The sequence below is a fragment of the Pseudomonas floridensis genome, from assembly GCF_002087235.1.
GTDB lineage: Bacteria > Pseudomonadota > Gammaproteobacteria > Pseudomonadales > Pseudomonadaceae > Aquipseudomonas > Aquipseudomonas floridensis.
The window spans coordinates 38,182-60,497 of sequence record NZ_MUIO01000077.1; the positions used below are offsets into that span (position 1 = coordinate 38,182).

Sequence of the window (22,316 nt, forward strand, 5' to 3'; positions counted from 1 at the left end):
GAGTAAAGCCGCGAGCTTATCAGGCCGCCGCGATCAATGGCTACCGGCATGAGAGAGGCAAAAGGCCGATAAGTTCAGGTATCCAAAGGTTTTACCGGCCTGACACTTCACCGTTCAGTTGCAGTTCAGCTCACGGATTACGGATGTACCGGGCAGAGTCGACGCCAATCGCAACAACCTGGCGCATGAGCCTGCAGCGTGCCGCACCCGCATCGACAGCAGATTGAACGACGCAACGCCTGCCGAAAATGCTTTAGACGTCGGTATCGACATGAAATTAAAGATAATTTTTAACCGTTCCCGATTGTGGTTCGATCCGCTGCGAGGACCTGCCGGTCCGTCGTGTGCAGCCGGAACCAATGTTCGGGACTGCAAGTCGTTGTCCACTTTCAGGTAAGCCTATGCAGCCCACCAAGCGTCACCATTTCGAGGTTTCAGTAGCTCGACCAGCGCGACACAGGCTGTGCGCAATGGCTGTCATTGCTGCGGCAAGCCTGCTGACCGTCAGCAACAGCGCGCTCGCAACCGCCGCGCCCACGCAAGGTATCAAGGCCTTCCGGCTGTGCACGGGTTCAGACAATCTTTCGCACGTTGTGCGAGGCACCATCGATCAAAAGGCCATAACGGAGGTCAGCGGTCTGAACTTCAAGGAGTCGCCGCCGCACGCGACCTACGACTGGCATGCCGCGCCCGAGGCGCAGTACGTCATCACGCTTTCGGGCACGCTGGAGTTCTCGACCACGGGCGGCGAAAACTTCGTGCTGCACCCGGGCGAAGTCTTGCTGGCACAGGACACCACCGGCCCTGGTCATCGCTGGAAGTTGATCGACGATCAGCCCTGGCGGCGCGCCTACGTCATTTTGAAACAGCCTGACGATGGAAAAGGCTTCATACCCAGGGAAGGCAGCTCAAACAAGGGCGGTTGCCCGGACTGAAGCTGAAGGTCTTACGGCTCAGACTCGGGAGCGCTGACCCGGTCCAGATTGGCGAAACGCTCCACCAGAAAGTCGATCAGGCAGCGCACCCTGGCAGACAAATGCAATTGCTGGGGAAACACCGCATATACATCGGCTCGGGTGGGCGTCTGATCTTCCAGAACGAGGCGCAGACGCCCGCTTCTCACGTACCTGGCGATATCCCATTCGGCGCGCAACAGAATGCCGAACCCTTCCAGCGCCCAGTTCAGGGCGACTTCTCCGTCATTGCATCCCAACGCGCCGTGAACCTTGATGTTCTGCGTACGCCCGCCGTGGCTGAAGCTCCAGACCCCATAAGGCGTTTCGTTCTGGCGCAGAAAAATGCAGTTGTGACGCTGCAGGTCGGACAATCGTGCGGGGGTGCCGTGTCTTTCAAGGTACAGCGGCGATGCACACAGCAGACGACGATTGGAAGCGATCTTGCGCGCATGAAAGGCGGCGTCGGGAAGACTGCCGAAGCGAATGCCCAGATCGAACCCATGGCTTGCCAGATCCAGCGGATGGTCACTGATTTCAAGCTGGACCTGCACCTCAGGATAACGAGCGAAAAAAGCCGCCAGAGCAGGCCCGATATGCCGACGCCCGAACCCCAGTGACGCATTGACCCTGATCAGCCCCTTGGGGCTGTTACTGGTGTTGCTGATCAACTGCTCGACGTCATCGATCTGCGTGAGGATGCGCGCGGCGTGGCTGAAATACAGCTCGCCTTCAGCAGTCAGGCTCATGGAGCGCGTGGTGCGATTGACCAGTCGGGTACCGAGTCGCGCCTCCAACTGACTCAGACGCTTGCTGATGGCGGGAGGCGTGACACCCAGCTCGCGAGCAGTCGCGGCCAGACTGCCCTGCTTGGCCAGCAGGTGGAAAAACGACAGGTCCTGTGTCTTGTTCATTGATAACTCAACGTTAACTATGTAGTGATTTCTGGTAACTCAACGGCTTTTAATCACTACATATACTCCGCTCAACCCCTGATGAACACCCGGTTCTCAGGCACAACAAAAACATCGATGAGTGGAGTGAAAGATGAATAACTACACGATTGCAGCCGTGCCCGGCGACGGAATTGGCGTTGAAGTGATTGCCGCCGGCATCGAGGTCCTGCAAGCGCTCGCCAGCACGTCCGGCTTCGGCCTGAGCTTCAAGCAGTTCGACTGGAATTCGGACAACTACCTTAAGAACGGTCATTACATCCCGGAGGGCGGTCTGGCAGAGCTGAAAACCTTCGATGCCATCTTCTTCGGTGCCGTTGGCGCCTTGAATGTCCCGGACCATATTTCGCTGTGGGGCCTGCGTCTGCCCATCTGCCAGGGGTTCGATCAATACGCCAACGTGCGTCCGGCACGCGTCCTGCCCGGCGTCAAAAGCCCTTTGGCCAACGGCCGCGATATCGACTGGGTAGTGGTCCGCGAAAACTCCGAAGGTGAATATTCGGGCAACGGCGGACGCGTACACCGCGGCTTGCCGGAAGAAGTGGCGACCGAAGTGTCGGTGTTTACCCGCGCCGGCGTGGAGCGCATCCATCGCTTCGCCTTCGAACTGGCCCGCAGCCGGCCTCGCAAAAAACTGACCCTGGTCACCAAGTCCAATGCACAACGCCACGGCATGGTGCTATGGGACGAAATCTTCTATGAGGTGGCCAAAGACTTCCCTGAAGTGAACATCGACAAGGAACTGGTGGATGCCGTGACCACGCGCATGGTCCTCAAGCCTTCAACACTGGACGTGATCGTCGCCACCAATCTGCATGCCGATATCCTGTCTGACCTGGCGGCGGCGCTGTCTGGCAGTCTGGGCATTGCGCCGACCGCCAACCTCAATCCGGCACGCACCTTTCCCTCCATGTTCGAACCGATTCACGGCTCGGCTTTCGACATCACCGGCAAGGGTGTCGCCAACCCGATCGCCACCTTCTGGACCGCCGCGATGATGCTTGAACACCTGGGCGAAGCGGCAGCGGCCAGAACACTGATGTCGGCCATCGAAGCCGTCACCGAAAGCGGCGTCCACACGCCGGACCTCGGCGGCACGGCCACTACCCGGCAGGTCACCGACGCTGTGATTGAGCTGATCAACCGCTGAGCCCGCTACCGGGCACACGCCGTATCGCGGTATATCGCCCCGGAGGCTGGCGCGCCGTCCTCCGGGCATTTCCTGACAACAATAAAAACTCAGGACCCGATCATGAAAAAACTTCTTGGCAAACTCTACGTACAGGTTCTTCTCGCCGTCGTCCTGGGCGCCATCGTCGGCGTGCTGCTGCCTGAAACCGGCACCGCGCTAAAACCCATTGGCGACGCGTTCATAAAACTGATCAAGATGCTGCTGGCGCCGGTGATTTTCCTGACCGTCGTCACCGGTATCGCCCGCATGGAAAACATGAAGGAGCTGGGCCGCGTCGGCGTTCGTGCGCTGATCTATTTTGAAGTGGTCTCGACCCTGGCCCTGGTCATCGGCCTGGTGGTCGTCGATGTCTTCAAGCCCGGTGCCGGCATGAACATCGATGTGGCCACGCTGGACTCGTCCAGCCTGAGCACCTACACCAGCGCGGCGAAACACGCGTCGTTCATGGACTTTCTGATGGGGATCATTCCCGACACGATCATCGACGCCTTCGCCAAAGGCAACATTCTGCAGATTCTGCTGTTTTCCATTCTGCTGGGCATCGCGCTGGCCCATGTCGGACCTCGCGCCAAGCCCTTTGTCGATGCGCTGGACAGCCTCATGCAGGGCATGTTCCGGATCGTCAACATGGTGATGCGTCTGGCACCTCTCGGTGCGTTCGGTGCCATCGCCTTCACCATCGGCAAGTACGGCTTCGGCTCGTTGTTCTCCCTGGGCAAGCTGATGGCCTGTGTCTACCTGACCTGCGCGGTGTTCGTGATGTTCGTGCTGGGTCCGATCTGCCGCTACAGCGGCTTCAGCCTGTGGAAGTTTCTGCGGTTCATCAAGGAAGAGCTGTTTACCGTGCTAGGCACAAGTTCTTCGGAGTCCGTGCTGCCACAGATGATTTCCAAAATGGAAAAAGCCGGCGTGTCCAAGCCGGTGGCGGGAATGATCATTCCTTCCGGACTGACCTTCAACCCGGACGGCCAGGCAATCTATTACACCATTGCCGCCATCTTCATCGCCCAGGCAACCAATACGCCGCTGACCCTCACCGACCAGCTGATCGTGCTGGTGGTGTTGATGTTCACCTCGAAAGGCTCGGCAGGTGTGACCGGGTCGGGGTTCATCATTCTCGCCGCAACGCTGGCTTCGCTGGGCACGATTCCGGTGGCCGGCATGGTACTGCTGCTGGGTGTGGACCGGTTCATGTCCGAAGCACGCGCTATCACCAACACGATCGGCAATGGCGTGGGCACCATGGCCATCGCAAAATGGGTGGGTGCGCTGGACGCCGAAAAGATGCACAAGGCACTCAATGGCGAGAAAGAAGCGGAAAGCTGCGAGCAACCGACGGTACTGAAACCTGCTCACAGTCAGAAGGAGCCGTTGTTATCGCGGTAGAGCGAGGTCGCACGGCGACAGGGCAAAACGCGCTCCTGTCGTCGGCAATGATCACCCGTTCAGATAATGCCCAGCTTGCGCCACTGCGCACGCGTATCCGCGTCGATGCCGTGGGCCTCCAGCACCGCGTCGGTATGCTCACCCAATGTCGGCGCGGGCGAACGTACCTGACCCGGCGTGTCCTGAAGTTTGGGCAGGATGCCCGGCAGCGTGACTGGCGTGCCGTCGTCCAGCGTGCTTTGCAGCAACATGTCTCGCGCCTTGTAGTGCGGGTCGCTGGCGATGTCGGCCGCATCGTAGATCTTGCCTGCCGGAATCCGCGCTTCATTCAAGGCGGCGAGTACTTCTTCCAGCGAGCGTTCAGCGGTCCAGGTCGAGATGGCCGCATCAATACACGCCACATGCCTGACTCGCCCATCGTTGTGGGCAAGCTCCGGATCATCGGCCAGGTCCATGCGGCCAATCTTTTCCATCAGCCGTCTATAGATGCTGTCGCCATTGCCTGCGACCAGCGCGTATTTGCCGTCATTGCAGCGATAAGCATTGGTGGGCGCTATGCCCGGCATGCTACTGCCCGCCGGTTCGCGAACGACGTTGAACACTGAGTACTCGGGGATCAGACTTTCCATCATGTTGAACACCGACTCGTACAGCGCAACGTCGATCTGCTGCCCCGCCCCACCGTTCTGCTCACGATGCCGCAACGCCAGCAGAATGCCGATTACTCCGTGCAGCGCCGACAGTGAGTCGCCAATCGAAACCCCGACCCTGACAGGCGTACGCCCTGCCTCACCCGACAGGTGTCGCAAGCCACCCATCGCTTCGCCGATGACACCGAATCCGGGCAAGTCGCGGTAAGGCCCGGTTTGCCCATAACCGGACACCCGCAGCATGATCAGGCGCGGGTTGAGCGCATGGAGCTCTTCCCAGCTCAACCCCCAACCCTCGAGGGTGCCGGGACGGAAATTTTCGATGAGCACATCGGCCTCACGGATCAGGCGCCGTGCCGCTTCCTGTGCCTGAGGCTGGCGCAGGTCAAGGGTCACCGACTTCTTGTTACGCGACTGCACGGCCCACCACACCGATGTGCCGTTATGCAGCAGACGCCATTTGCGCAGCGGATCGCCGGTCAGCGGCGGTTCGACCTTGATGACCTCGGCACCGAACTCGCCAAGGATTTTCGCAGCGAACGGCCCGGCAATGAGTTGCCCAAGCTCCACGACCTTGATGCCTTGAAGAGGTAGATTCATGACATGTCCACTTGTTGTTCGAGGTCAGAGGATGATCCGCGCAAATGTGCTGGATGGAAAGTCGCCATCAACAGCACGCAAGAAGCCCCGCATTAAGCGAGGCTGGTTTGCAGGCGAATGTCAGTGAGTGCACGCCAGTTGAAAGCTCATTGCCGAGTCACCGGCGGCTTCGCTCTTGCCAACCATCAGACCCAGTACATTGACTTTCTCGGTCGTTGCTGCACCGCCTAACTTGGCATGGCCATAAAGCAGACGATCATAGTCAGACGTATCGATTGAGGACACCGAACAAAAAGCCGGCGCCTGTTTGAACAATCCGTTAACAAACCGGACTTCGTAAGTTGCGAAGTAATCTTTCTGGCGGGTCAGATTGACTGATTTGATCCAGGCAGAAGACTCGGCGACCACAACGCCGTCTTGGTCGATGGTGGCCGTGTGCAACCCAGGTTCTGCAAGGGCCCCGGCGGAGACGACCATTGCGCAGAAGGCCAGTGATGCTTTAATGCAGTTGCTCATAAAAATCCCTTTAATTTATTAAATACCCAATTCCTTTTCTGGAACGAACATCCTGAATGAGTCAGTCGCTCCAGGGTTGGTATCAATCCGTGATGAGTTCCAACCAACGCCATGCAGGTAATACCAGACACACGCGGAAATCAAGCTTAAAAAGGTGACTTTTGCCAACAACTTTAAAATCACAAGATACGATGAAACTTCTTACAACGAACACTATATAAACTCACAGAACACAACGCTTTTGACCTGGAAGCGTGACCGTTGTCGACATCTGTGCGGGCTTATTGAATGGGGTGGGCCAAGTCCGTACGAAACCGTTATCGCAATGAAACGCCCGGGCAAGCCGATTACTGTCATGCCTTGGCCACACACCAGCGGTAAGGTCGCTCGAGACGAGCGCTCTCCCCTTTTCGGCACCCGGCTCGAGGCCCCGACGGAATTGTTTCCATGACGAACCCCACCATGCTGCGCCGTACCTTCCTGTTTCAAGCCTGCACCATGACGGCCGGTACGGCGCTTGCCAGCTCGCCCCTGCTAACGATGTCACAAACCTCGGGCGATCAGCCTTACGACGTCAATCGCAAATTCTACGAAAACGGCAAAGCGCGGCCATTCGCTGGAAACACCATCATCAGCCAGATCCCGTTGCGCACGCCGTTCAGCGATGCACTGACGACCGTCAGGAACACCTTGGCCGCTCACGCGTTCAGTCAGTGTCTGAGCCTGCTGCCGCCGTCCAGTTACCACATGACGGTGTTCGAGGGCGTGATAGACGAACAGCGCGATCCGCCACTCTGGCCGACCCAAGTCGCCAAAGAGGCTACGGTTGAGGCCTGTACGGATTACTTCACGGAGCGCCTGAAGGACTTTGATCTCAGCGACGGTTTTCGACCCCGAATGCGGGTAGACGACTTCAATGTGCACAAGGACAGTGGCGCCACCCTGCACCTGCTACCGGTCGACGCGCAGGAAAGCAGGAAACTCCGCAACCTGCGCGATCGCCTGGCTGATCGCCTGGGCATCCGCGCGCCGAATCATGAGGTTTATGGCTTTCACGTTTCGCTGGGCTATCTGGTGAAGTGGATGACGGATCGGGAAACCCGGGACTATGCCGCTGTCCAGCAGGACTGCCTGGCGTTTCTACGCCAGACCTTCGACGTGATCGAGCTGGATACGCCACGCTTCTGTACTTTCAATGACATGCTGGCATTCGATGACAAGTTCGCCCTCGGCAAACGGCCGAACACGCTTGGCGCGGACTGACGCTTCAAACAGGCTTAGCGGGAATGACCTGCGCATGAGCAGGCATACGGCCCCCAGGCGGGCGTTTGGAAGATAACGGAAAGACAGAAAGCAGAAAGCCCGCACAAGGCGGGCTTTCTGTTTGCTTCAAGGAGTTCAAGGGCCTTGAAGCTGAATATGGCGCAGCGGACGGGACTCGAACCCGCGACCCCCGGCGTGACAGGCCGGTATTCTAACCGACTGAACTACCGCTGCGCGTAACACTAAGAGAGAGTTTGGTGGGTGATGACGGGATCGAACCGCCGACCCGCTGCTTGTAAGGCAGCTGCTCTCCCAGCTGAGCTAATCACCCTTCACTCTCGGTGTGGCGCGCATTCTACGGAGCGACCTTAAGTCTGGCAAGCACTTTTTTAAATAATTTTTATAATCCTTCCAAAGGCTTACAAACGCTCTGTACAGGGTTGGCCCCGGAGGCTGAGCAGCGAATAATGCCCACCTTTGTATAGAAGGAGAGATTCACCTCATGTGGTTCAAAAACCTGCTTGTCTATCGCCTGACCCAGGATCTGCCTTTTGACGCCGAGGCGCTTGAGACTGCACTGGCGACCAAACCGGCCCGCGCCTGTGCCAGCCAGGAGTTGACCACTTACGGTTTCGTCGCGCCATTCGGCAAGGGCGAAGACGCTCCGTTGGTCCACGTCAGCCAGGACTTCCTGCTGATCGCGGCACGCAAGGAAGAACGCATTCTGCCGGGCAGCGTCGTACGTGACGCGCTCAAGGAAAAGGTCGAAGAGATCGAAGCCGAGCAGATGCGCAAGGTTTACAAGAAGGAACGCGATCAACTCAAGGATGAAATCATCCAGGCTTTCCTGCCGCGTGCATTCATCCGTCGCTCGGCAACCTTCGCCGCCATCGCGCCCAAGCAAGGCCTGATTCTGGTCAACGCTTCCAGCCCGAAACGCGCCGAAGACCTGCTGTCGACCCTGCGCGAAGTGATCGGCTCGCTGCCGGTCCGCCCGCTGACCGTCAAGGTATCGCCAAGCGCGACCATGACCGATTGGGTCAAGACTCAGAAAGCGGCCGACCACTTCTTCGTTCTGGACGAGTGCGAGCTGCGCGACACACACGAAGACGGTGGCATCGTGCGCTGCAAGCGTCAGGACCTGACCGGCGACGAAATCCAGCTGCACCTGAGCACTGGCAAAGTCGTGACCCAACTGTCACTGGCCTGGCAGGACAAACTGTCCTTCGTGCTGGACGACAAGATGGTGGTCAAGCGCCTGAAGTTCGAAGACCTGCTCCAGGATCAGGCGGAACAGGACGGCGGCGACGAGGCTCTGGGCCAACTGGATGCCAGCTTTACCCTGATGATGCTGACTTTCGGCGAGTTCCTGCCCGAGTTGTTCGACGCCCTGGGTGGCGAAGAGATTCCGCAAGGCATCTAAGAGCAGCATTCTGCAGGTAGAAACAAAGCGCCGTCTCTCTAGACGGCGCATTCATGTCGCACTTATAAAAAGAAGGAGCAGACCATGCGCGCGCTGACCGCCTTGAGTCGTTTTGTCGGCAATACCTTTGCGTACTGGGTGCTGCTGTTCGCCATTCTGGCGTTCCTGTTTCCTCAGGTGTTCATCGGCCTCAAAGGCTGGATCGTGCCCTTGCTGGGCCTGGTCATGTTCGGCATGGGCCTGACGCTCAAACTCGAAGATTTCTCTGAAGTGGCGCGCAACCCTTGGCGCGTTGCGCTGGGCGTGGTCGCGCACTTCGTCATCATGCCCGGTATGGCGTGGTTGCTGTGCCAGGTGTTTCAACTGCCGCCGGAGATTGCCGTCGGTGTGATTCTGGTCGGCTGCTGCCCGAGCGGCACCTCATCCAACGTCATGGCCTGGCTGGCCAAGGGCGATCTGGCCCTGGCGGTCGCCATTGCCGCCGTCACGACCCTGCTCGCACCGCTGCTGACGCCCACACTAATCTGGTTGCTGGCATCGGCCTGGCTGCCGGTCTCGTTTCTGGATATGTTCTGGTCGATCCTGCAACTGGTGATGCTGCCGATCGTGCTGGGTGTTCTGGCACAACGTCTGCTGGGCGCACGGGTCAGCTATGCGGTAGACGTACTGCCGCTGGTCTCGGTGGTGAGCATCGTGATGATCGTCTGCGCGGTGGTCGCTGCCAGTCAGGCGAAGATTGCCGAGTCCGGCCTGCTGATCATGGCCGTGGTGATCCTGCACAACACTTTCGGTTTTCTGCTGGGTTACTTCACCGGCAAGGTCTTCAAACTGCCGTTGCCACAGCGCAAGTCACTGGCACTGGAAGTCGGCATGCAGAACTCGGGGCTCGGCGCGGCGTTGGCCAGCGCCCACTTCTCTCCACTGGCGGCGGTGCCCAGCGCACTGTTCAGCGTCTGGCACAACATTTCCGGAGCGTTGCTATCGACGTACTTCAGAAAGATGCCGGAGGAAGAAAGCGAAAGAGTGTCGCGTAAACCGGCAGTGGATTGACGTCGAACTGTCCACACTGATCGTTCCCCCCCGATCGTGCCAATGCTCCGCGCTGGCATCCAGCCCGTGATGCTCTGCGTCACATCAGGGCCGAACGCGGAGCGCGGGACAATCACCAACACGCCAGGCATGGGCGACAAGCGCCATGCCCGGCGACTGCCACTACCGCCCCGCGCCTCTCAATATTTTTACCTGCTCGCGCACGTCCACCGGCGCTGCTGCATCTGCCGGAATGGGAACACCTGCCACCAGTACGATCCGCGACCAGAAACGTCGAAACAGGCCCTTTTCAGGATCACGACTGAAAAAGCTGCCCCACAGCCCTTGCAGTGCCATTGGAATGACCGGCACTGGGGTTTCCTCGATAATGCGCGTCATGCCGCTCTTGAAACCGCTGATCTCGCCGTCCGAGGTCAGTTTGCCTTCCGGGAAGATGCACACCAGTTCGCCCTCCGCCAGGTACTGCGCGATGCGCTTGAACGATTGCTCGTAGATCTCTATGTCTTCGTTGCGACCGGCAATCGGGATGGTGCCGGCCGTACGGAAGATGAAATTGAGCACCGGCATTTGATAGATCTTGTAATACATCACGAATCGGATGGGCCTTCTGACCGCCCCGGCGATCAGCAGTGCATCGACGAATGACACATGATTGCAGACCAGCAGCGCAGCGCCTTCGTCGGGAATCCGGTTCAGGTCGCGATGCTCGACGCGGTACATGGAATGGCCGAGCAGCCAGATCAGGAACCGCATGGTGAACTCGGGCACGATGCTGAAGATGTAGACGTTGACCGCAATATTAAGCAGCGACACCACCAGAAACAGGTGCGGGATCGTCAGTTTGGCGAAGCTGAGCAGCAGGATCGAGACGATTGCCGACACCACCATGAACAACGCGTTGAGAATATTGTTGGCTGCGATAACGCGCGAACGCTCCTTTTCCGGTGTGCGCGATTGAATCAGTGCGTACAGCGGCACGATATAAAAGCCGCCGAAGACGCCGATGCCGAGGATATCCAGCAACACCCACCAGCCTTGCCCGTCACTCAGCACCGCCAGCCAGTCATTGGGCTGTGCGCCTTGCGGGAAGCCGCCCGAATGCCACCACAGCAGCAGACCGAAAATCGTGATACCCACCGAGCCGAATGGCACCAGACCGATTTCGACCTTGTGTCCCGACAAGCGCTCGCAGAGCAGTGAACCCAGCGCGATGCCGACGGAGAAAACAGTCAGGATCAGCGTGACGACCGTTTCGTCGCCATGCATCCATTCCTGGGCGTAGGCCGGAATCTGCGTCAGGTAAATCGCGCCGACGAACCAGAACCATGAGTTGCCGACAATGGAACGCGACACCGCGGGCGTCTGCCCCAGTCCCATGCGCAGGGTCGCCCAGGACTGAGTGAAGATATTCCAGTTGAGCTTCATTTCAGGCGAAGCGGCCGCTGCGCGCGGGATGCCGAAGCTGGCGAGAAAGCCCAGACAGGCAATCAGCACGATGGCCGCCGAGACAATCCACGCATAGTGTGTGGAAGACATCATCACGCCTGCACTGATGGTGCCGGCCAGAATCGCCAGAAACGTGCCCATCTCGACCAGTGCGTTACCGCCGACCAGCTCGCTCTCACGCAAATGCTGCGGCAGGATCGAATACTTCACCGGCCCGAACAGCGCCGAATGCGTACCCATGGCAAACAGAGCCGCCAGCATCATCCACAGGTGATTGAACAGAAAGCCTGCTGCCCCCACCGCCATGATTACGATTTCACCGAACTTGATGATGCGGATCAGCGCGTCCTTAGGGTATTTCTCGCCGAACTGCCCGGCCAGTGCCGAGAACAGAAAGAACGGCAGAATGAACAGCAAGGCGCACAGGTTGACGTAGATCGAACGATCCCCATCGATGGCCAGCTTGTAGAGAATGGCGAGGATCAGCGACTGCTTGAACACGTTGTCGTTGAACGCCCCAAGGGACTGGGTAACGAAAAACGGCAGAAAGCGCCGCTTTCCTAGAAGGCTGAATTGTGACTGCTGGCTCATCGTCCGTTGTCCTGAGAGGCTGTATGGCTGAAATGTCGAAACCAGCCGGTGCGCCATTGAAGACGTTCTGCAGGAAGATGTCGATAGTGATGAATTGGGCCTCGTAACGATGAGCCTTACTTCACAACTCCTTACTCTTTGCGCCGCGTCAGTCCGGACACTACAGCCACAAACAGCAAACTGAAGCCCCAACCGGCAAGAATCTCTACCCACATGACAAAGCGCACCAATCGTTTAAAGCTGAAAAACGACCAAAGCTCTGCAAACACATTCGCCTTAGGCGTTTCGATCAGAGGCGCCCAATCCTTTTCCTGATGCAGATCTACAAGCGGCAGCAACAGATCCAGAGAGAATGCCAAGGGGCTAAAACCTGTGTAGGCCTCAGGCAATGCAGCGCATAGATACCAGTTGCCGGTTCCAGCCGGCTGATGCTCGGTTGGAGGCATTGGCGGAAGACAAGATGCATATTTTTCGTTCTGGAACACTAAAGGATCGCTGGGGGCAAAAATCGCACCTTCGTTTGCCGCCCACCAATAGATACCTGAGCACAGTAGCCAGACGAACAGAAACGAGCGCAGCAGAAGCATGGGGCGATAGCCGTACCCCGTCAGCAAGCCATACATGACGTGCAGAAATGTCATGAGTTTTTTATAAAAAAAACGACGGGCCTCGCACCAATGCTCAGGGCTTTGGCCTATAAGGCCAGCAACGCGCAGGCACTTTTCAAACTCGACACCTACCTGTCTCGCTTCTTCGGCATGGCCCATCTCCTCGAGAATGCCTTGTAGATGTCGCCAAGGTTGTGGACGAAATTGCACAGCCTGCCCCTTGACGGAAGTGGCAAGCTTTTCATTGCCCAACCAATTGAGACGATCCGAAATAGACATCGCTGAATGCACATGGATGAACCTATATCGGAAACCATCGAGATTCGACTGATCGCCCCAAGAGTGCCTATCGTCATCCAGAGACTCACATCGTCCACCCGCGAACGACACGGCCTTCAAGGGTTCCACCAGACTTCTCAATACAAGAGCACCCTCAATTGCAACTCTCTTTGCTAATAGCCCGGTCAGGCTTTGCGCGCCCCTTAGTATCAGGTCTCCTTTGAGCTGCATCCCTTGCAGTGAGACATTCCCTTGCGCCTTGAATGCGCTACCCAGAAACAGCGATCCAGAAATGAATGAGGCCTGCAGGCTAAGTGCTTCACCACCTTGCCCATCAAAATGCCCACCGTTGCAATTGAATTGCCCATGCACTTTCGCGCCGGGAAACCTTACGGTGCCGACGGAGGAAAAGCCTTCGCCAAGAAAAACACTGCCCTTTACATGGATTCTGTCAGCTTGAAACGCGAACCGTTGAGTCTTAATGAATCGACTGTTCTTGCAGCCCAACTGTCCTTCAATACGAGCAGCCATCAGATTCACTCCACCCAGTGCCTCAAACTCGTTACTGAGTTGAAAATTGCCACCGCATACTGTGTTCTCTGCCGACAACGCCCATGATTCCTCTCCATTGAAATGTGCGCCGGAGCAGTTGATCTGACCCTGCACGTGAGCCCCATCAATATTGATCCTGCTGCTGGATACAGTGTCTTTTAACGTCATAAGCCCGGCAATTCGAACACGACTTGCGTCCAGCCCATTAATTGTCGAATTCACCGCAGCAAAGGTGTGAGCCAGATCGGCATCCGTGAGCATGATTCTCTTCTCGACAACGCAGTTACGCAGGGTAAGAGGCACAGGCACCCTGGCCGAGCTGAGGTTCAGATATCCCTCGACATAGGCACCCTCAAGTCGAATCCCGCGCTCATGCACGGGTGCGCTCTCATCACCACCTAACGCAAGAAAGCGAAGAAAATAGGCACGGACGCGATTAGCCTCAGTCGCTACATCGGGCTTAGTCGGGCTGATCTTCGCCACCGCACCCGAACGGCAGCACTCCAGCAGGGTTTTTTCGGCCGCATACAGATTCTTGAAATCAGTTAATGAACGTCCCTGCGCCTTCATCACACTTCCTTATCTATGCGGCACGAACTGAAACAGCTCTCGGATTGCCAGAACGAAAAGCAAACATGGTAGACATGAGGCCAGTAGCCATCAATCATTAATTCGAACGCAGTTCGATACCATGCGCTCTCCGCCACGCTCGACCTTGGTCGAGAAAGACGAACCGCAGCCGTCGTGCGAGACTGCGCGTTGTCGATACGTTCTGGAATCCGATATGTCGCTGTCCAGCGGGCTGATTGCCGCCGTTGCTCTTACCTACATGGCCATCATGTTCGCCATCGCCTTTTATGGTGATCGCTACAGCGCCTCGCTGCGCCCGACCATGCGCGCCTGGGTTTACAGCCTGTCGCTGGCGGTCTATTGCACCAGTTGGACGTTCTTCGGTGCGGTGGGTCAGGCGGCCGAACAACTGTGGTCGTTCCTGCCCATCTATCTAGGGCCGATCGTGCTGATGGTGCTCGCGCCCTGGGTGCTGCAAAAGATGGTGCTGATCAGCAAGCAGGAAAACATCACCTCGATCGCCGACTTCATCGCCGCGCGCTATGGCAAATCACAGTCGCTTGCGGTGATGGTCGCGCTGATCTGCCTGATCGGCATGCTGCCGTACATCGCGCTGCAGCTCAAAGGCATCGTGCTGGGGGTCAATATCCTCATCGGCGCGGTGGCCGATTCCACCGGCACGCGCGCCCAGGACACCGCGCTGGTGGTGTCGTTGATTCTCGCACTGTTCACCATCGTGTTCGGCGCCCGGAATCTGGACGTGACCGAGCACCATCGCGGCATGGTGCTGGCGATTGCCTTCGAGGCGCTGGTAAAGCTGTGTGCGTTCATGGCGGTTGGGGTGTTCGTGACCTTCGGCCTGTATGACGGCTTCGATGATCTGTTCAATCAGGCCAGGCTGGCACCGCGTCTTGAGGAATACTGGAAAGACACCATCAACTGGCCGTCGATGTTCGTTCAGACTGGCGTGGCGATGATGGCGATTGTCTGCCTGCCTCGGCAGTTTCACGTCACCGTGGTGGAGAACATCGAACCGCAGGACCTGAACCTGGCCAAATGGGTGTTCCCGGCCTATCTGGCACTGGCCGCCCTGTTCGTGGTGCCGATCGCACTGGCGGGCCAGATGCTGCTGCCGGACTCGATGCTGCCAGACTCCTTCGTCATCAGCCTGCCGCTGGCCCACGCGCATCCGTCGCTGGCGCTGCTGGCGTTCATCGGCGGCGCATCCGCCGCAACCGGCATGGTGATCGTGGCCTGCGTAGCCCTCTCGACCATGATTTCCAACGACATGCTGTTGCCCTGGCTGCTGCGCCGCAAGAACACCGAGCGCCCGTTCGAGGCCTTCCGGCACTGGATGTTGTCGGTGCGCCGCATCAGCATCGTGATGATTCTGCTGCTGGCCTATGTCAGCTACCGAATGCTGGGCTCGACCGCCAGCCTGGCGACCATTGGCCAGATCGCCTTTGCCGCGATTACCCAACTGGCACCCGCCATGTTCGGCGCGTTGTACTGGAAGCAGGCCAACCGGCGCGGCGTGTTTGCAGGGCTTGCGGCCGGGATTTTCATCTGGTTCTACACACTGGTTCTGCCGGTCGCCGCCCACGGCATGGGTTGGTCGCTGGAGACCTTTCCGTTACTGGCCTGGCTGCACAGCAACCCGTTCGACCTGCCGATCACGCCCATGACCCAAGGCGTGCTGCTGTCGATGGCGGGCAATTGCACGCTGTTCGCCTGGGTTTCCATGCTGTCGCGCACGCGAGTGACGGAGCACTGGCAGGCAGGTCGCTTCATCGGCCAGGAAACCCAGGGGCGCGCTTACATGCGTCCGTTGCTGGCCGTGCAGATCGAAGATCTGCTCAGCCTGTCGGCGCGCTTTGTCGGCGAAGAGCGTGCGCGTCAGAGCTTTACCCGTTTCGCCTACCGCCAGGGCAAGAGCTTCAACCCCAATCAAAACGCCACCGGCGACTGGATCGCCCACACCGAGCGGCTGCTGGCCGGTGTGCTGGGGACGTCATCGACCCGTGCGGTGGTCAAAGCGGCCATCGAGGGCCGGGACATGCAGCTTGAGGACGTGGTGCGCATCGCCGACGAGGCCTCCGAAGTGCTGCAGTTCAATCGCGCCCTGCTGCAAGGCGCCATCGAAAACATCACGCAGGGCATCAGTGTGGTCGACCAGTCGCTGCGGCTGGTGGCGTGGAATCATCGCTATCTGGAACTGTTCAATTACCCGGAAGGCCTGATCGGCGTCGGTCGGCCGATCGCCGACATCATTCGCTACAACGCCGAACGCGGGCTGTGTGGGCCGGGCGAGGCGGAAGTGCATGTGGCGCGGCGGCTGCACTGGATGCGTCAGGGTCGGGCGCACACGTCCGAACGGCTGTTTCCCAATGGTCGGGTAATTGAGCTGATCGGCAATCCAATGCCGGGCGGCGGGTTTGTCATGAGTTTCACTGACATCACCGCGTTCCGTGCCGCTGAGCAGGCGCTCAAGGGCGTCAACGAGAGCCTGGAGCAGCGTGTCGCAGAACGCACCCACGAACTGTCGCAACTCAATCAGGCCTTGACCGAAGCCAAGGGCACGGCCGAAGCGGCCAACGAATCGAAAACCCGTTTTCTGGCTGCCGTCAGCCATGACCTGATGCAACCTCTGAATGCCGCCCGGCTGTTCTCCGCAGCGCTTTCGCATCAGGAAGACGGCATTTCCAACGACGCTCAGCAGTTGATCCAGCACCTGGACAGTTCGTTGCGCTCGGCCGAAGACCTGATCAGCGACCTGCTAGACATTTCGCGCATCGAAAACGGCAAGATCACGCCTGATTGCCAGCCATTTCCGCTCAACGCGCTGTTCGACACCCTGGGCGCGGAGTTCACGGCCCTGGCGCACGAGCGCGGCTTGAAATTCCGCGTCAGGGGCAGTGCCTTGCGGGTGGACAGTGATATCAAGCTGCTGCGCCGCGTCCTGCAAAACTTCCTGACCAATGCGTTTCGTTATGCCCAAGGACCGATTCTGCTGGGTATCAGGCGTCAGGGCAGGCATCTGAGCCTGGAAGTCTGGGACCGTGGTCCGGGCATTCCCGAGGACAAGCGCCAGGTGATTTTCGAAGAATTCAAACGGCTGGACAGTCATCAGACCCACGCGGCCAAAGGCCTGGGCCTCGGGCTGGCAATTGCCGATGGCTTGTGTCGCATTCTCGAACACCCGTTGCAGGTGCGTTCATGGCCCGGCAAAGGCAGTGTGTTCAGCGTGCAGGTGCCACTCGCTTCGGTCCTGGAGCCCGTGCCCGCCAAGCGGGTCGAAACCAACCGGCCAGTGTTGAACGGTACACAGGTACTGTGCGTTGATAACGAAGACAGCATCCTGATCGGCATGAACAGCCTGTTGTCACGCTGGGGCTGTCAGGTCTGGACGGCGCGCAACCGGCAGGAATGTGAGGTTCTGCTGAACAATGGCGTGCTTCCGCAGATCGCGCTGGTGGACTACCACCTGGACGACGGTGAAACCGGCACCGAACTGATGGCCTGGCTGCGCACACTACTTGGTCAGCCAGTGCCGGGTGTACTGATCAGCGCCGACGGCCGCCCTGAACTGATCGCTCAGGTCCACGCCGCCGGGCTCGATTACTTGCCCAAACCGGTCAGACCCGCGGCACTGCGCGCGTTGCTGAGTCGGCATGTCAGTTTGAATTGAGGGCGGACCGACGTTCAACTGCGCCGATACGGAAACACATCGATCACCTTGCCGCTGCGAATCGCCACCTGCAGCGCCTGCCAATACCCGGCGTCATACAGCTCGCCATGCAGGCTGTCGAACACGCGGCGAAGGCCCGGGGCGGGAAACAGGAACGGCGCGAACTCCTCGGGAAACACGTCCAGCGGCCCGATGGAATACCACGGCTCCGACGCCATTTCGTCCTCGGGCGTGCGCGGTGCCGGAATGCGCCGGAAGTTGACGTCAGTCAGTAAACAGATCTCATCGTAGTCGTAGAACACCACCCGTCCGTGGCGCGTCACGCCAAAATTCTTCAGCAGCATGTCGCCGGGAAAGATATTGGCCGCAGCCAGTTGCCGGATCGCCCAGCCGTAGTCATCCAGCGCCTCACGGATCTGCAAGGGGCTGGCGGTTTCCAGATAGAGATTGAGCGGGGTCATGCGCCGCTCGGTCCAGCAATGCCGGACCAGCACCGTATCTGCGCCTTCGACCTCAATGGTGGAGGGCGCCACCTGCAGTAATTCACTCAGACAATCGGGATCGAACCTGCTCAGCGGAAAACGGAAGTCGGAGAATTCCTGGGTGTCGGCCATGCGCCCTACCCGATCGACCTGTTTCACCAGCCGGTATTTGTCGATGACCGTCTTGCGATCGACGTTCTTGGACGGTGAAAAGCGATCCTTGATGACCTTGAAGACCGTATTGAAACCCGGCAGCGTGAACACGCTCATGACCATGCCACGCACGCCCGGTGCCATCACGAAGCGGTCATCGGTACTGGCGAGATGCTCGATCAGCGCACGGTAAAACTCAGACTTGCCATGCTTGTAAAAGCCAATCGAGGTGTACAGCTCGGCAATGTGCTTGCCCGGCAGAATGCGCTGCAGCAGCGCCACGAACTCTGCCGGAACCGGTACATCCACCATGAAGTACGAGCGGGTGAAGGAGAAGATGATCGAAACCTGTGCCTCATCGGTGATCAGGGTGTCGATCACGATCCCCTGCCCCTCGACATTCAGCAACGCAATCACCAGCGGCCATTGCTCATCAGGGTTGAAGAGCCGTCCGACGAGGTACGCCCCTTTGTTGCGATAGAACACTGACGAGAACAGTTCGACTGTCAGCGCTGAATCCTTGCATACCCAGTACGGCAGGCTGGCGCGCAGCTGCGCGTCGAGACGTGGCAGATCCCTTGCAAGGTCCGCATAAGGCACGCCGAAGCGGTAATCGGTGAACACCCGCGCCAGCAGCCCGGCCAGATCGCCGTGCGGCGCATATAAGCGGGTCTGAGCAACTCGGGCACAGTCGTGCCTGGCGGGTCGGGTGCTGTGGATGAACATGCAGCGGTCGTTGATCTGGTCGTGCCGGAACAGGCCGCAGAAGATCGAGTTGAACCAGGTTTCGGCCAGCTCATCATCGGCCCGTGCTTCGATCAGGGCTATATAGGCGTGTTTGATTTCAGGCCAGTGCTCGACCGCCAGCAGTTGATCTGCAGGGACGTCAACGCGCAGACGCGTGATGACGTCGCCAGCGTTCTGTTCGTAGAGATTGATTCGGGCGGCGGCAGCGCATTGGGTTTCTGACCATTGCGCCTGCTCGAAACGGGTTCGGGCGCCGTCGGTGATCTGCCGGAAATGCTTGCGGTAATCGTCGAAGCCTTCAAGGATCCGGCGTGCGATGTCGGCATGGGGCTGAGGCTGCGACATGGATGGACCTCCATATGAGCATCAATTTGTAGCCAGTACCGACATCTATCTGAACGGGCGATTCTTCAACCAAACAACCAGTAACCCAGCAAGGTCAGGACCAGCACGGCCAGTACGGGGCGCAGTACACGGTAGGCCTTAGGGTTGCTGCGCTTGAACTGCTTGACCTTGCCGCTGAAGCCATCGCTGAAACGCTTGCTGAACGCATACGCCTGGTTGATCCCGCCAACACGCTCGTCATCCAGATTCTGCGGTGCAGTGGCACGCCCCAGAAAGGCACTGACGCTGCGGTTCAGGCGCGTCATCAGCCGGTTGGTCAGCGGACGCTCGACGTCACAGAACAGAATCACGCGGGTCTGGGTGGTTTCATTCTTGACCCAGTGTACGTACGTCTCGTCGAACATGACGTCTTCGCCGTCACGCCAGGAATACTCTTTGCCATCCACAAAGATCCGGCAATCGTCGGAATTCGGGGTGGACAGTCCCAGGTGATAGCGCAGCGATCCGGCGAATGGATCGCGGTGCGGATTGAGGTGGCTGTCGCCCGGCAACAGGGCAAACATCGCGCCTTTGACGTTGGGAATGCTGTTGACCAGTTCAACGGTCTTCGGGCACAGCGCTTCGGCCGAAGGCAAGGCCTTGTCGTACCATTTCAGGTAGAAACGCTTCCAGCCTTTCTTGAAGAACGAACCGAAACCGGCGTCGTTGTTCTTTTCGGCCGCTCGAATATAACCCTCGTCGAACAGGTGCATGGCTTCGTCACGAATGGTTTCCCAGTTGTCCTTGAGAATGTCCAGCTCGGGAAACTTGCTGCGGTCCAGATACGGTCTGGACGGCACGCGGGAAAACAGATACATCAGCGCGTTGTAGGGTGCGAACAGCGCCGAATGGTTCACGAACTGCCGCAACAAGGGCAGTCGCGCCTGACCGCGCAAATGCACGTACAGCGTGCTGCCCAGAAAAAGCATCAGGATCAATGCCTTGGCAGCAAATGAAAGGGTCATGAAACTCTCCTTGGAGCGGCAGCTAACGCTGAACGTAACGCGGGCAGTGGCAATGCCTGATCGACAAGCAACGATCAGGGTCGCCAGACGGTCCGGCAAGACCGCCTGACAAACTCAGAAGCTGGCCATCATAAACCCTTGAACAGCGCGCATGAAGCACACACTGCCGAAGATGTGTTACTGCGACAGCTCCTGGTCAGTGAACAGATCGCTGAACAGCATGCTCGACAGGTAACGCTCGCCGGAGTCCGGCAGGATGACAACGATGGTTTTGCCCTGCATCTCAGGCTTCTCGGCCAGACGCACGGCCGCCGCCATCGCGGCACCACAGGAAATACCGCACAGAATGCCTTCTTCCTGCATCAGCCGTCGCGCCATGGCCTTGGACTCCTCATCCGTCACCCGTTCAACCCGGTCGATCAGAGACAGGTCGAGGTTCTTCGGGATGAACCCGGCGCCAATGCCCTGAATCTTGTGCGGGTTGGGCTTGATCTCTTCACCGGCCATGGCCTGGGTGATGATCGGCGAGCCATCGGGTTCGACCGCCACCGACAGAATGGGCTTGCCCGCCGTGTGTTTGATGTAGCGCGACACACCGGTGATCGTCCCGCCGGTGCCCACGCCCGCCACCAGCACGTCGATGGCGCCGTCGGTGTCGTTCCAGATTTCCGGGCCGGTGGTCTTCTCATGGATGGCCGGATTGGCCGGATTCTCGAACTGTGCCGGCATGAAATAACGCGCCGGATCGCTGGCGAGTAATTCTTCAGCCCTGGCGATCGCGCCTTTCATGCCCTTGGCAGGTTCGGTCAGCACCAGCTCGGCGCCCAGCGCCTTCAGGACCTTGCGGCGTTCTATGCTCATGGACGCCGGCATGGTGAGCATCAGCTTGTAGCCACGAGCGGCGGCGACGAAGGCAAGGCCAATGCCGGTATTGCCCGATGTCGGTTCGATGATGGTCATGCCGGGCTTGAGCTTGCCGCTGCTCTCGGCGTCCCAGATCATGTTGGCGCCAATACGGCATTTCACAGAATAACCGGGATTACGTCCTTCGATCTTGGCCAGAATCGTGACACCCCGCGGCGCGATACGGTTGATCTGCACCAGCGGCGTATTGCCGATGGAATGGGCGTTATCAGCGTAGATACGGCTCATGGGAGTGTCCTTGTGCACATCGGTTAAATAAACAAAGCCTATGCCGCCAGCGGTTGGGCGTCCAGTATGAGCGAACCGACGCTGCCGAACGCAGTCAACCCTTCACTGCAACCGGAGACTCGTGTCATGAAACGTCGCTACAGCTGGCCGATATGGACGCTGGCCACTCTGGTGGTCCTGCTGATCGGCATTCACATCGCCCTGCCCTATCTGGTGCGCAACTACCTGAATGACAAGCTCGCCGACATGGGCGACTACCGCGGTCAGGTCACTGACGTGGACCTGGCCCTGTGGCGCGGTGCCTATCGAATCAAGGGACTGAACATCGTCAAGGTCGACGGCAAGGTGCCGGTGCCGTTCGTCAAGGCACCGATCATCGAGCTGGCGGTCAGTTGGCATTCACTCTGGTACGACCATGCTGTGGTTGCCGAAGTTTTATTCATCGATCCCGAGATCAACTTTGTCGATGGCGGTAACAACAAACAGGCGTCCCAGACCGGTCAGGGCACTGACTGGCGCACACAATTGAACAAGCTGCTGCCGATCACCCTCAACGAAGTGCGCATCGGCAACGGGCACATCACGTTCAACAACTTCAACTCGACGCCCAAGGTGAAAATCGATGCCGACCGGGTCAACGCCAGTTTCTACAACCTGACCAACGTGGTCGATGTCGAAGGTAACCGTGACGCCAGCTTCGAAGGCAAAGCGCG

At 58.6% G+C, this 22,316-nt stretch carries 16 protein-coding genes and 2 tRNA genes; 8 read left to right on the forward strand and 10 right to left on the reverse strand.

What is annotated here, in order from left to right:
• The first annotated feature begins 401 nt into the window (after positions 1 to 401).
• A complete protein-coding gene (locus tag BZK31_RS19335; RefSeq protein WP_083184538.1) occupies positions 402 to 935 on the forward strand; it encodes a cupin domain-containing protein in 534 nt (177 codons plus the stop codon).
• An 11-nt stretch (positions 936 to 946) separates the two neighbouring features.
• Here BZK31_RS19335 and BZK31_RS19340 read toward each other — a convergent pair whose 3' ends face one another.
• Positions 947 to 1,867 (reverse strand): LysR family transcriptional regulator, encoded by a 921-nt coding sequence (locus BZK31_RS19340; RefSeq protein WP_083184539.1) that lies wholly within the window; start codon positions 1,865 to 1,867, stop codon positions 947 to 949.
• 133 nt (positions 1,868 to 2,000) lie between these two features.
• On the opposite strand from BZK31_RS19340, the gene BZK31_RS19345 reads away from it, so the two are divergent.
• Positions 2,001 to 3,056 (forward strand): tartrate dehydrogenase, encoded by a 1,056-nt coding sequence (locus tag BZK31_RS19345; RefSeq protein ID WP_083184540.1) that lies wholly within the window; start codon positions 2,001 to 2,003, stop codon positions 3,054 to 3,056.
• Positions 3,057 to 3,158: 102 nt separating this feature from the next.
• Positions 3,159 to 4,484 (forward strand): dicarboxylate/amino acid:cation symporter, encoded by a 1,326-nt coding sequence (locus BZK31_RS19350; protein WP_083184541.1) that lies wholly within the window; start codon positions 3,159 to 3,161, stop codon positions 4,482 to 4,484.
• A 59-nt stretch (positions 4,485 to 4,543) separates the two neighbouring features.
• Here the strand turns inward: BZK31_RS19350 and BZK31_RS19355 are convergent, their stop codons facing one another.
• Together BZK31_RS19355 and BZK31_RS19360 are read right to left on the reverse strand one after the other, a co-directional pair.
• Entirely contained in the window at positions 4,544 to 5,734 is a 1,191-nt protein-coding gene (locus tag BZK31_RS19355) for a CaiB/BaiF CoA transferase family protein (RefSeq protein WP_083184542.1), read from the reverse strand.
• Positions 5,735 to 5,854: 120 nt separating this feature from the next.
• Positions 5,855 to 6,250, reverse strand: coding sequence for a hypothetical protein (locus BZK31_RS19360; protein ID WP_083184543.1), 396 nt, complete (start codon positions 6,248 to 6,250; stop codon positions 5,855 to 5,857).
• Positions 6,251 to 6,697: 447 nt separating this feature from the next.
• Here BZK31_RS19360 and BZK31_RS19365 point away from each other — a divergent pair, with 447 nt between their 5' ends.
• Positions 6,698 to 7,513, forward strand: coding sequence for a DUF1868 domain-containing protein (locus BZK31_RS19365; protein ID WP_083184544.1), 816 nt, complete (start codon positions 6,698 to 6,700; stop codon positions 7,511 to 7,513).
• 157 nt (positions 7,514 to 7,670) lie between these two features.
• Here the strand turns inward: BZK31_RS19365 and BZK31_RS19370 are convergent.
• Positions 7,671 to 7,747 (reverse strand) — tRNA-Asp (locus BZK31_RS19370).
• Between the two features lie 21 nt (positions 7,748 to 7,768).
• Positions 7,769 to 7,844: transfer RNA gene (locus tag BZK31_RS19375), tRNA-Val, on the reverse strand.
• A gap of 171 nt (positions 7,845 to 8,015) precedes the next feature.
• On the opposite strand from BZK31_RS19375, the gene rdgC reads away from it, so the two are divergent.
• Positions 8,016 to 8,936: a recombination-associated protein RdgC gene (gene rdgC, locus BZK31_RS19380; RefSeq protein WP_083184545.1), complete on the forward strand. Its 921-nt coding sequence runs from the start codon at positions 8,016 to 8,018 to the stop codon at positions 8,934 to 8,936.
• A gap of 84 nt (positions 8,937 to 9,020) precedes the next feature.
• A complete protein-coding gene (locus BZK31_RS19385) occupies positions 9,021 to 9,986 on the forward strand; it encodes a bile acid:sodium symporter family protein (RefSeq protein ID WP_083184546.1) in 966 nt (321 codons plus the stop codon).
• Positions 9,987 to 10,148: 162 nt separating this feature from the next.
• On the opposite strand, the gene BZK31_RS19390 is transcribed toward BZK31_RS19385, so the two are convergent.
• Together BZK31_RS19390 and BZK31_RS19395 are read right to left on the reverse strand one after the other, a co-directional pair.
• Entirely contained in the window at positions 10,149 to 12,023 is a 1,875-nt protein-coding gene (locus BZK31_RS19390) for an MFS transporter (protein ID WP_083184547.1), read from the reverse strand.
• A 131-nt stretch (positions 12,024 to 12,154) separates the two neighbouring features.
• Positions 12,155 to 14,032, reverse strand: coding sequence for a membrane-associated oxidoreductase (locus BZK31_RS19395; protein ID WP_244182705.1), 1,878 nt, complete (start codon positions 14,030 to 14,032; stop codon positions 12,155 to 12,157).
• 214 nt (positions 14,033 to 14,246) lie between these two features.
• Here BZK31_RS19395 and BZK31_RS19400 point away from each other — a divergent pair, with 214 nt between their 5' ends.
• A complete protein-coding gene (locus tag BZK31_RS19400) occupies positions 14,247 to 17,720 on the forward strand; it encodes a PAS domain-containing hybrid sensor histidine kinase/response regulator (protein WP_083184548.1) in 3,474 nt (1,157 codons plus the stop codon).
• Positions 17,721 to 17,734: 14 nt separating this feature from the next.
• Here BZK31_RS19400 and aceK read toward each other — a convergent pair whose 3' ends face one another.
• From aceK to cysK, 3 genes are all read right to left on the reverse strand, one after another.
• Positions 17,735 to 19,447, reverse strand: a complete 1,713-nt coding sequence (gene aceK / locus BZK31_RS19405) for a bifunctional isocitrate dehydrogenase kinase/phosphatase (RefSeq protein WP_083184550.1) — start codon at positions 19,445 to 19,447, stop codon at positions 17,735 to 17,737.
• Between the two features lie 65 nt (positions 19,448 to 19,512).
• Positions 19,513 to 20,451, reverse strand: a complete 939-nt coding sequence (locus BZK31_RS19410) for an aspartyl/asparaginyl beta-hydroxylase domain-containing protein (RefSeq protein WP_083184552.1) — start codon at positions 20,449 to 20,451, stop codon at positions 19,513 to 19,515.
• Positions 20,452 to 20,628: 177 nt separating this feature from the next.
• On the reverse strand, positions 20,629 to 21,603 hold the full coding sequence (cysK, locus tag BZK31_RS19415; protein ID WP_083184555.1) for a cysteine synthase A: 975 nt from the start codon (positions 21,601 to 21,603) through the stop codon (positions 20,629 to 20,631).
• A gap of 126 nt (positions 21,604 to 21,729) precedes the next feature.
• Here cysK and BZK31_RS19420 point away from each other — a divergent pair.
• Positions 21,730 to 22,316, forward strand: a 587-nt coding sequence (locus BZK31_RS19420; protein ID WP_482822365.1) for an AsmA family protein, incomplete at its 3' end; no start/stop codon positions are given.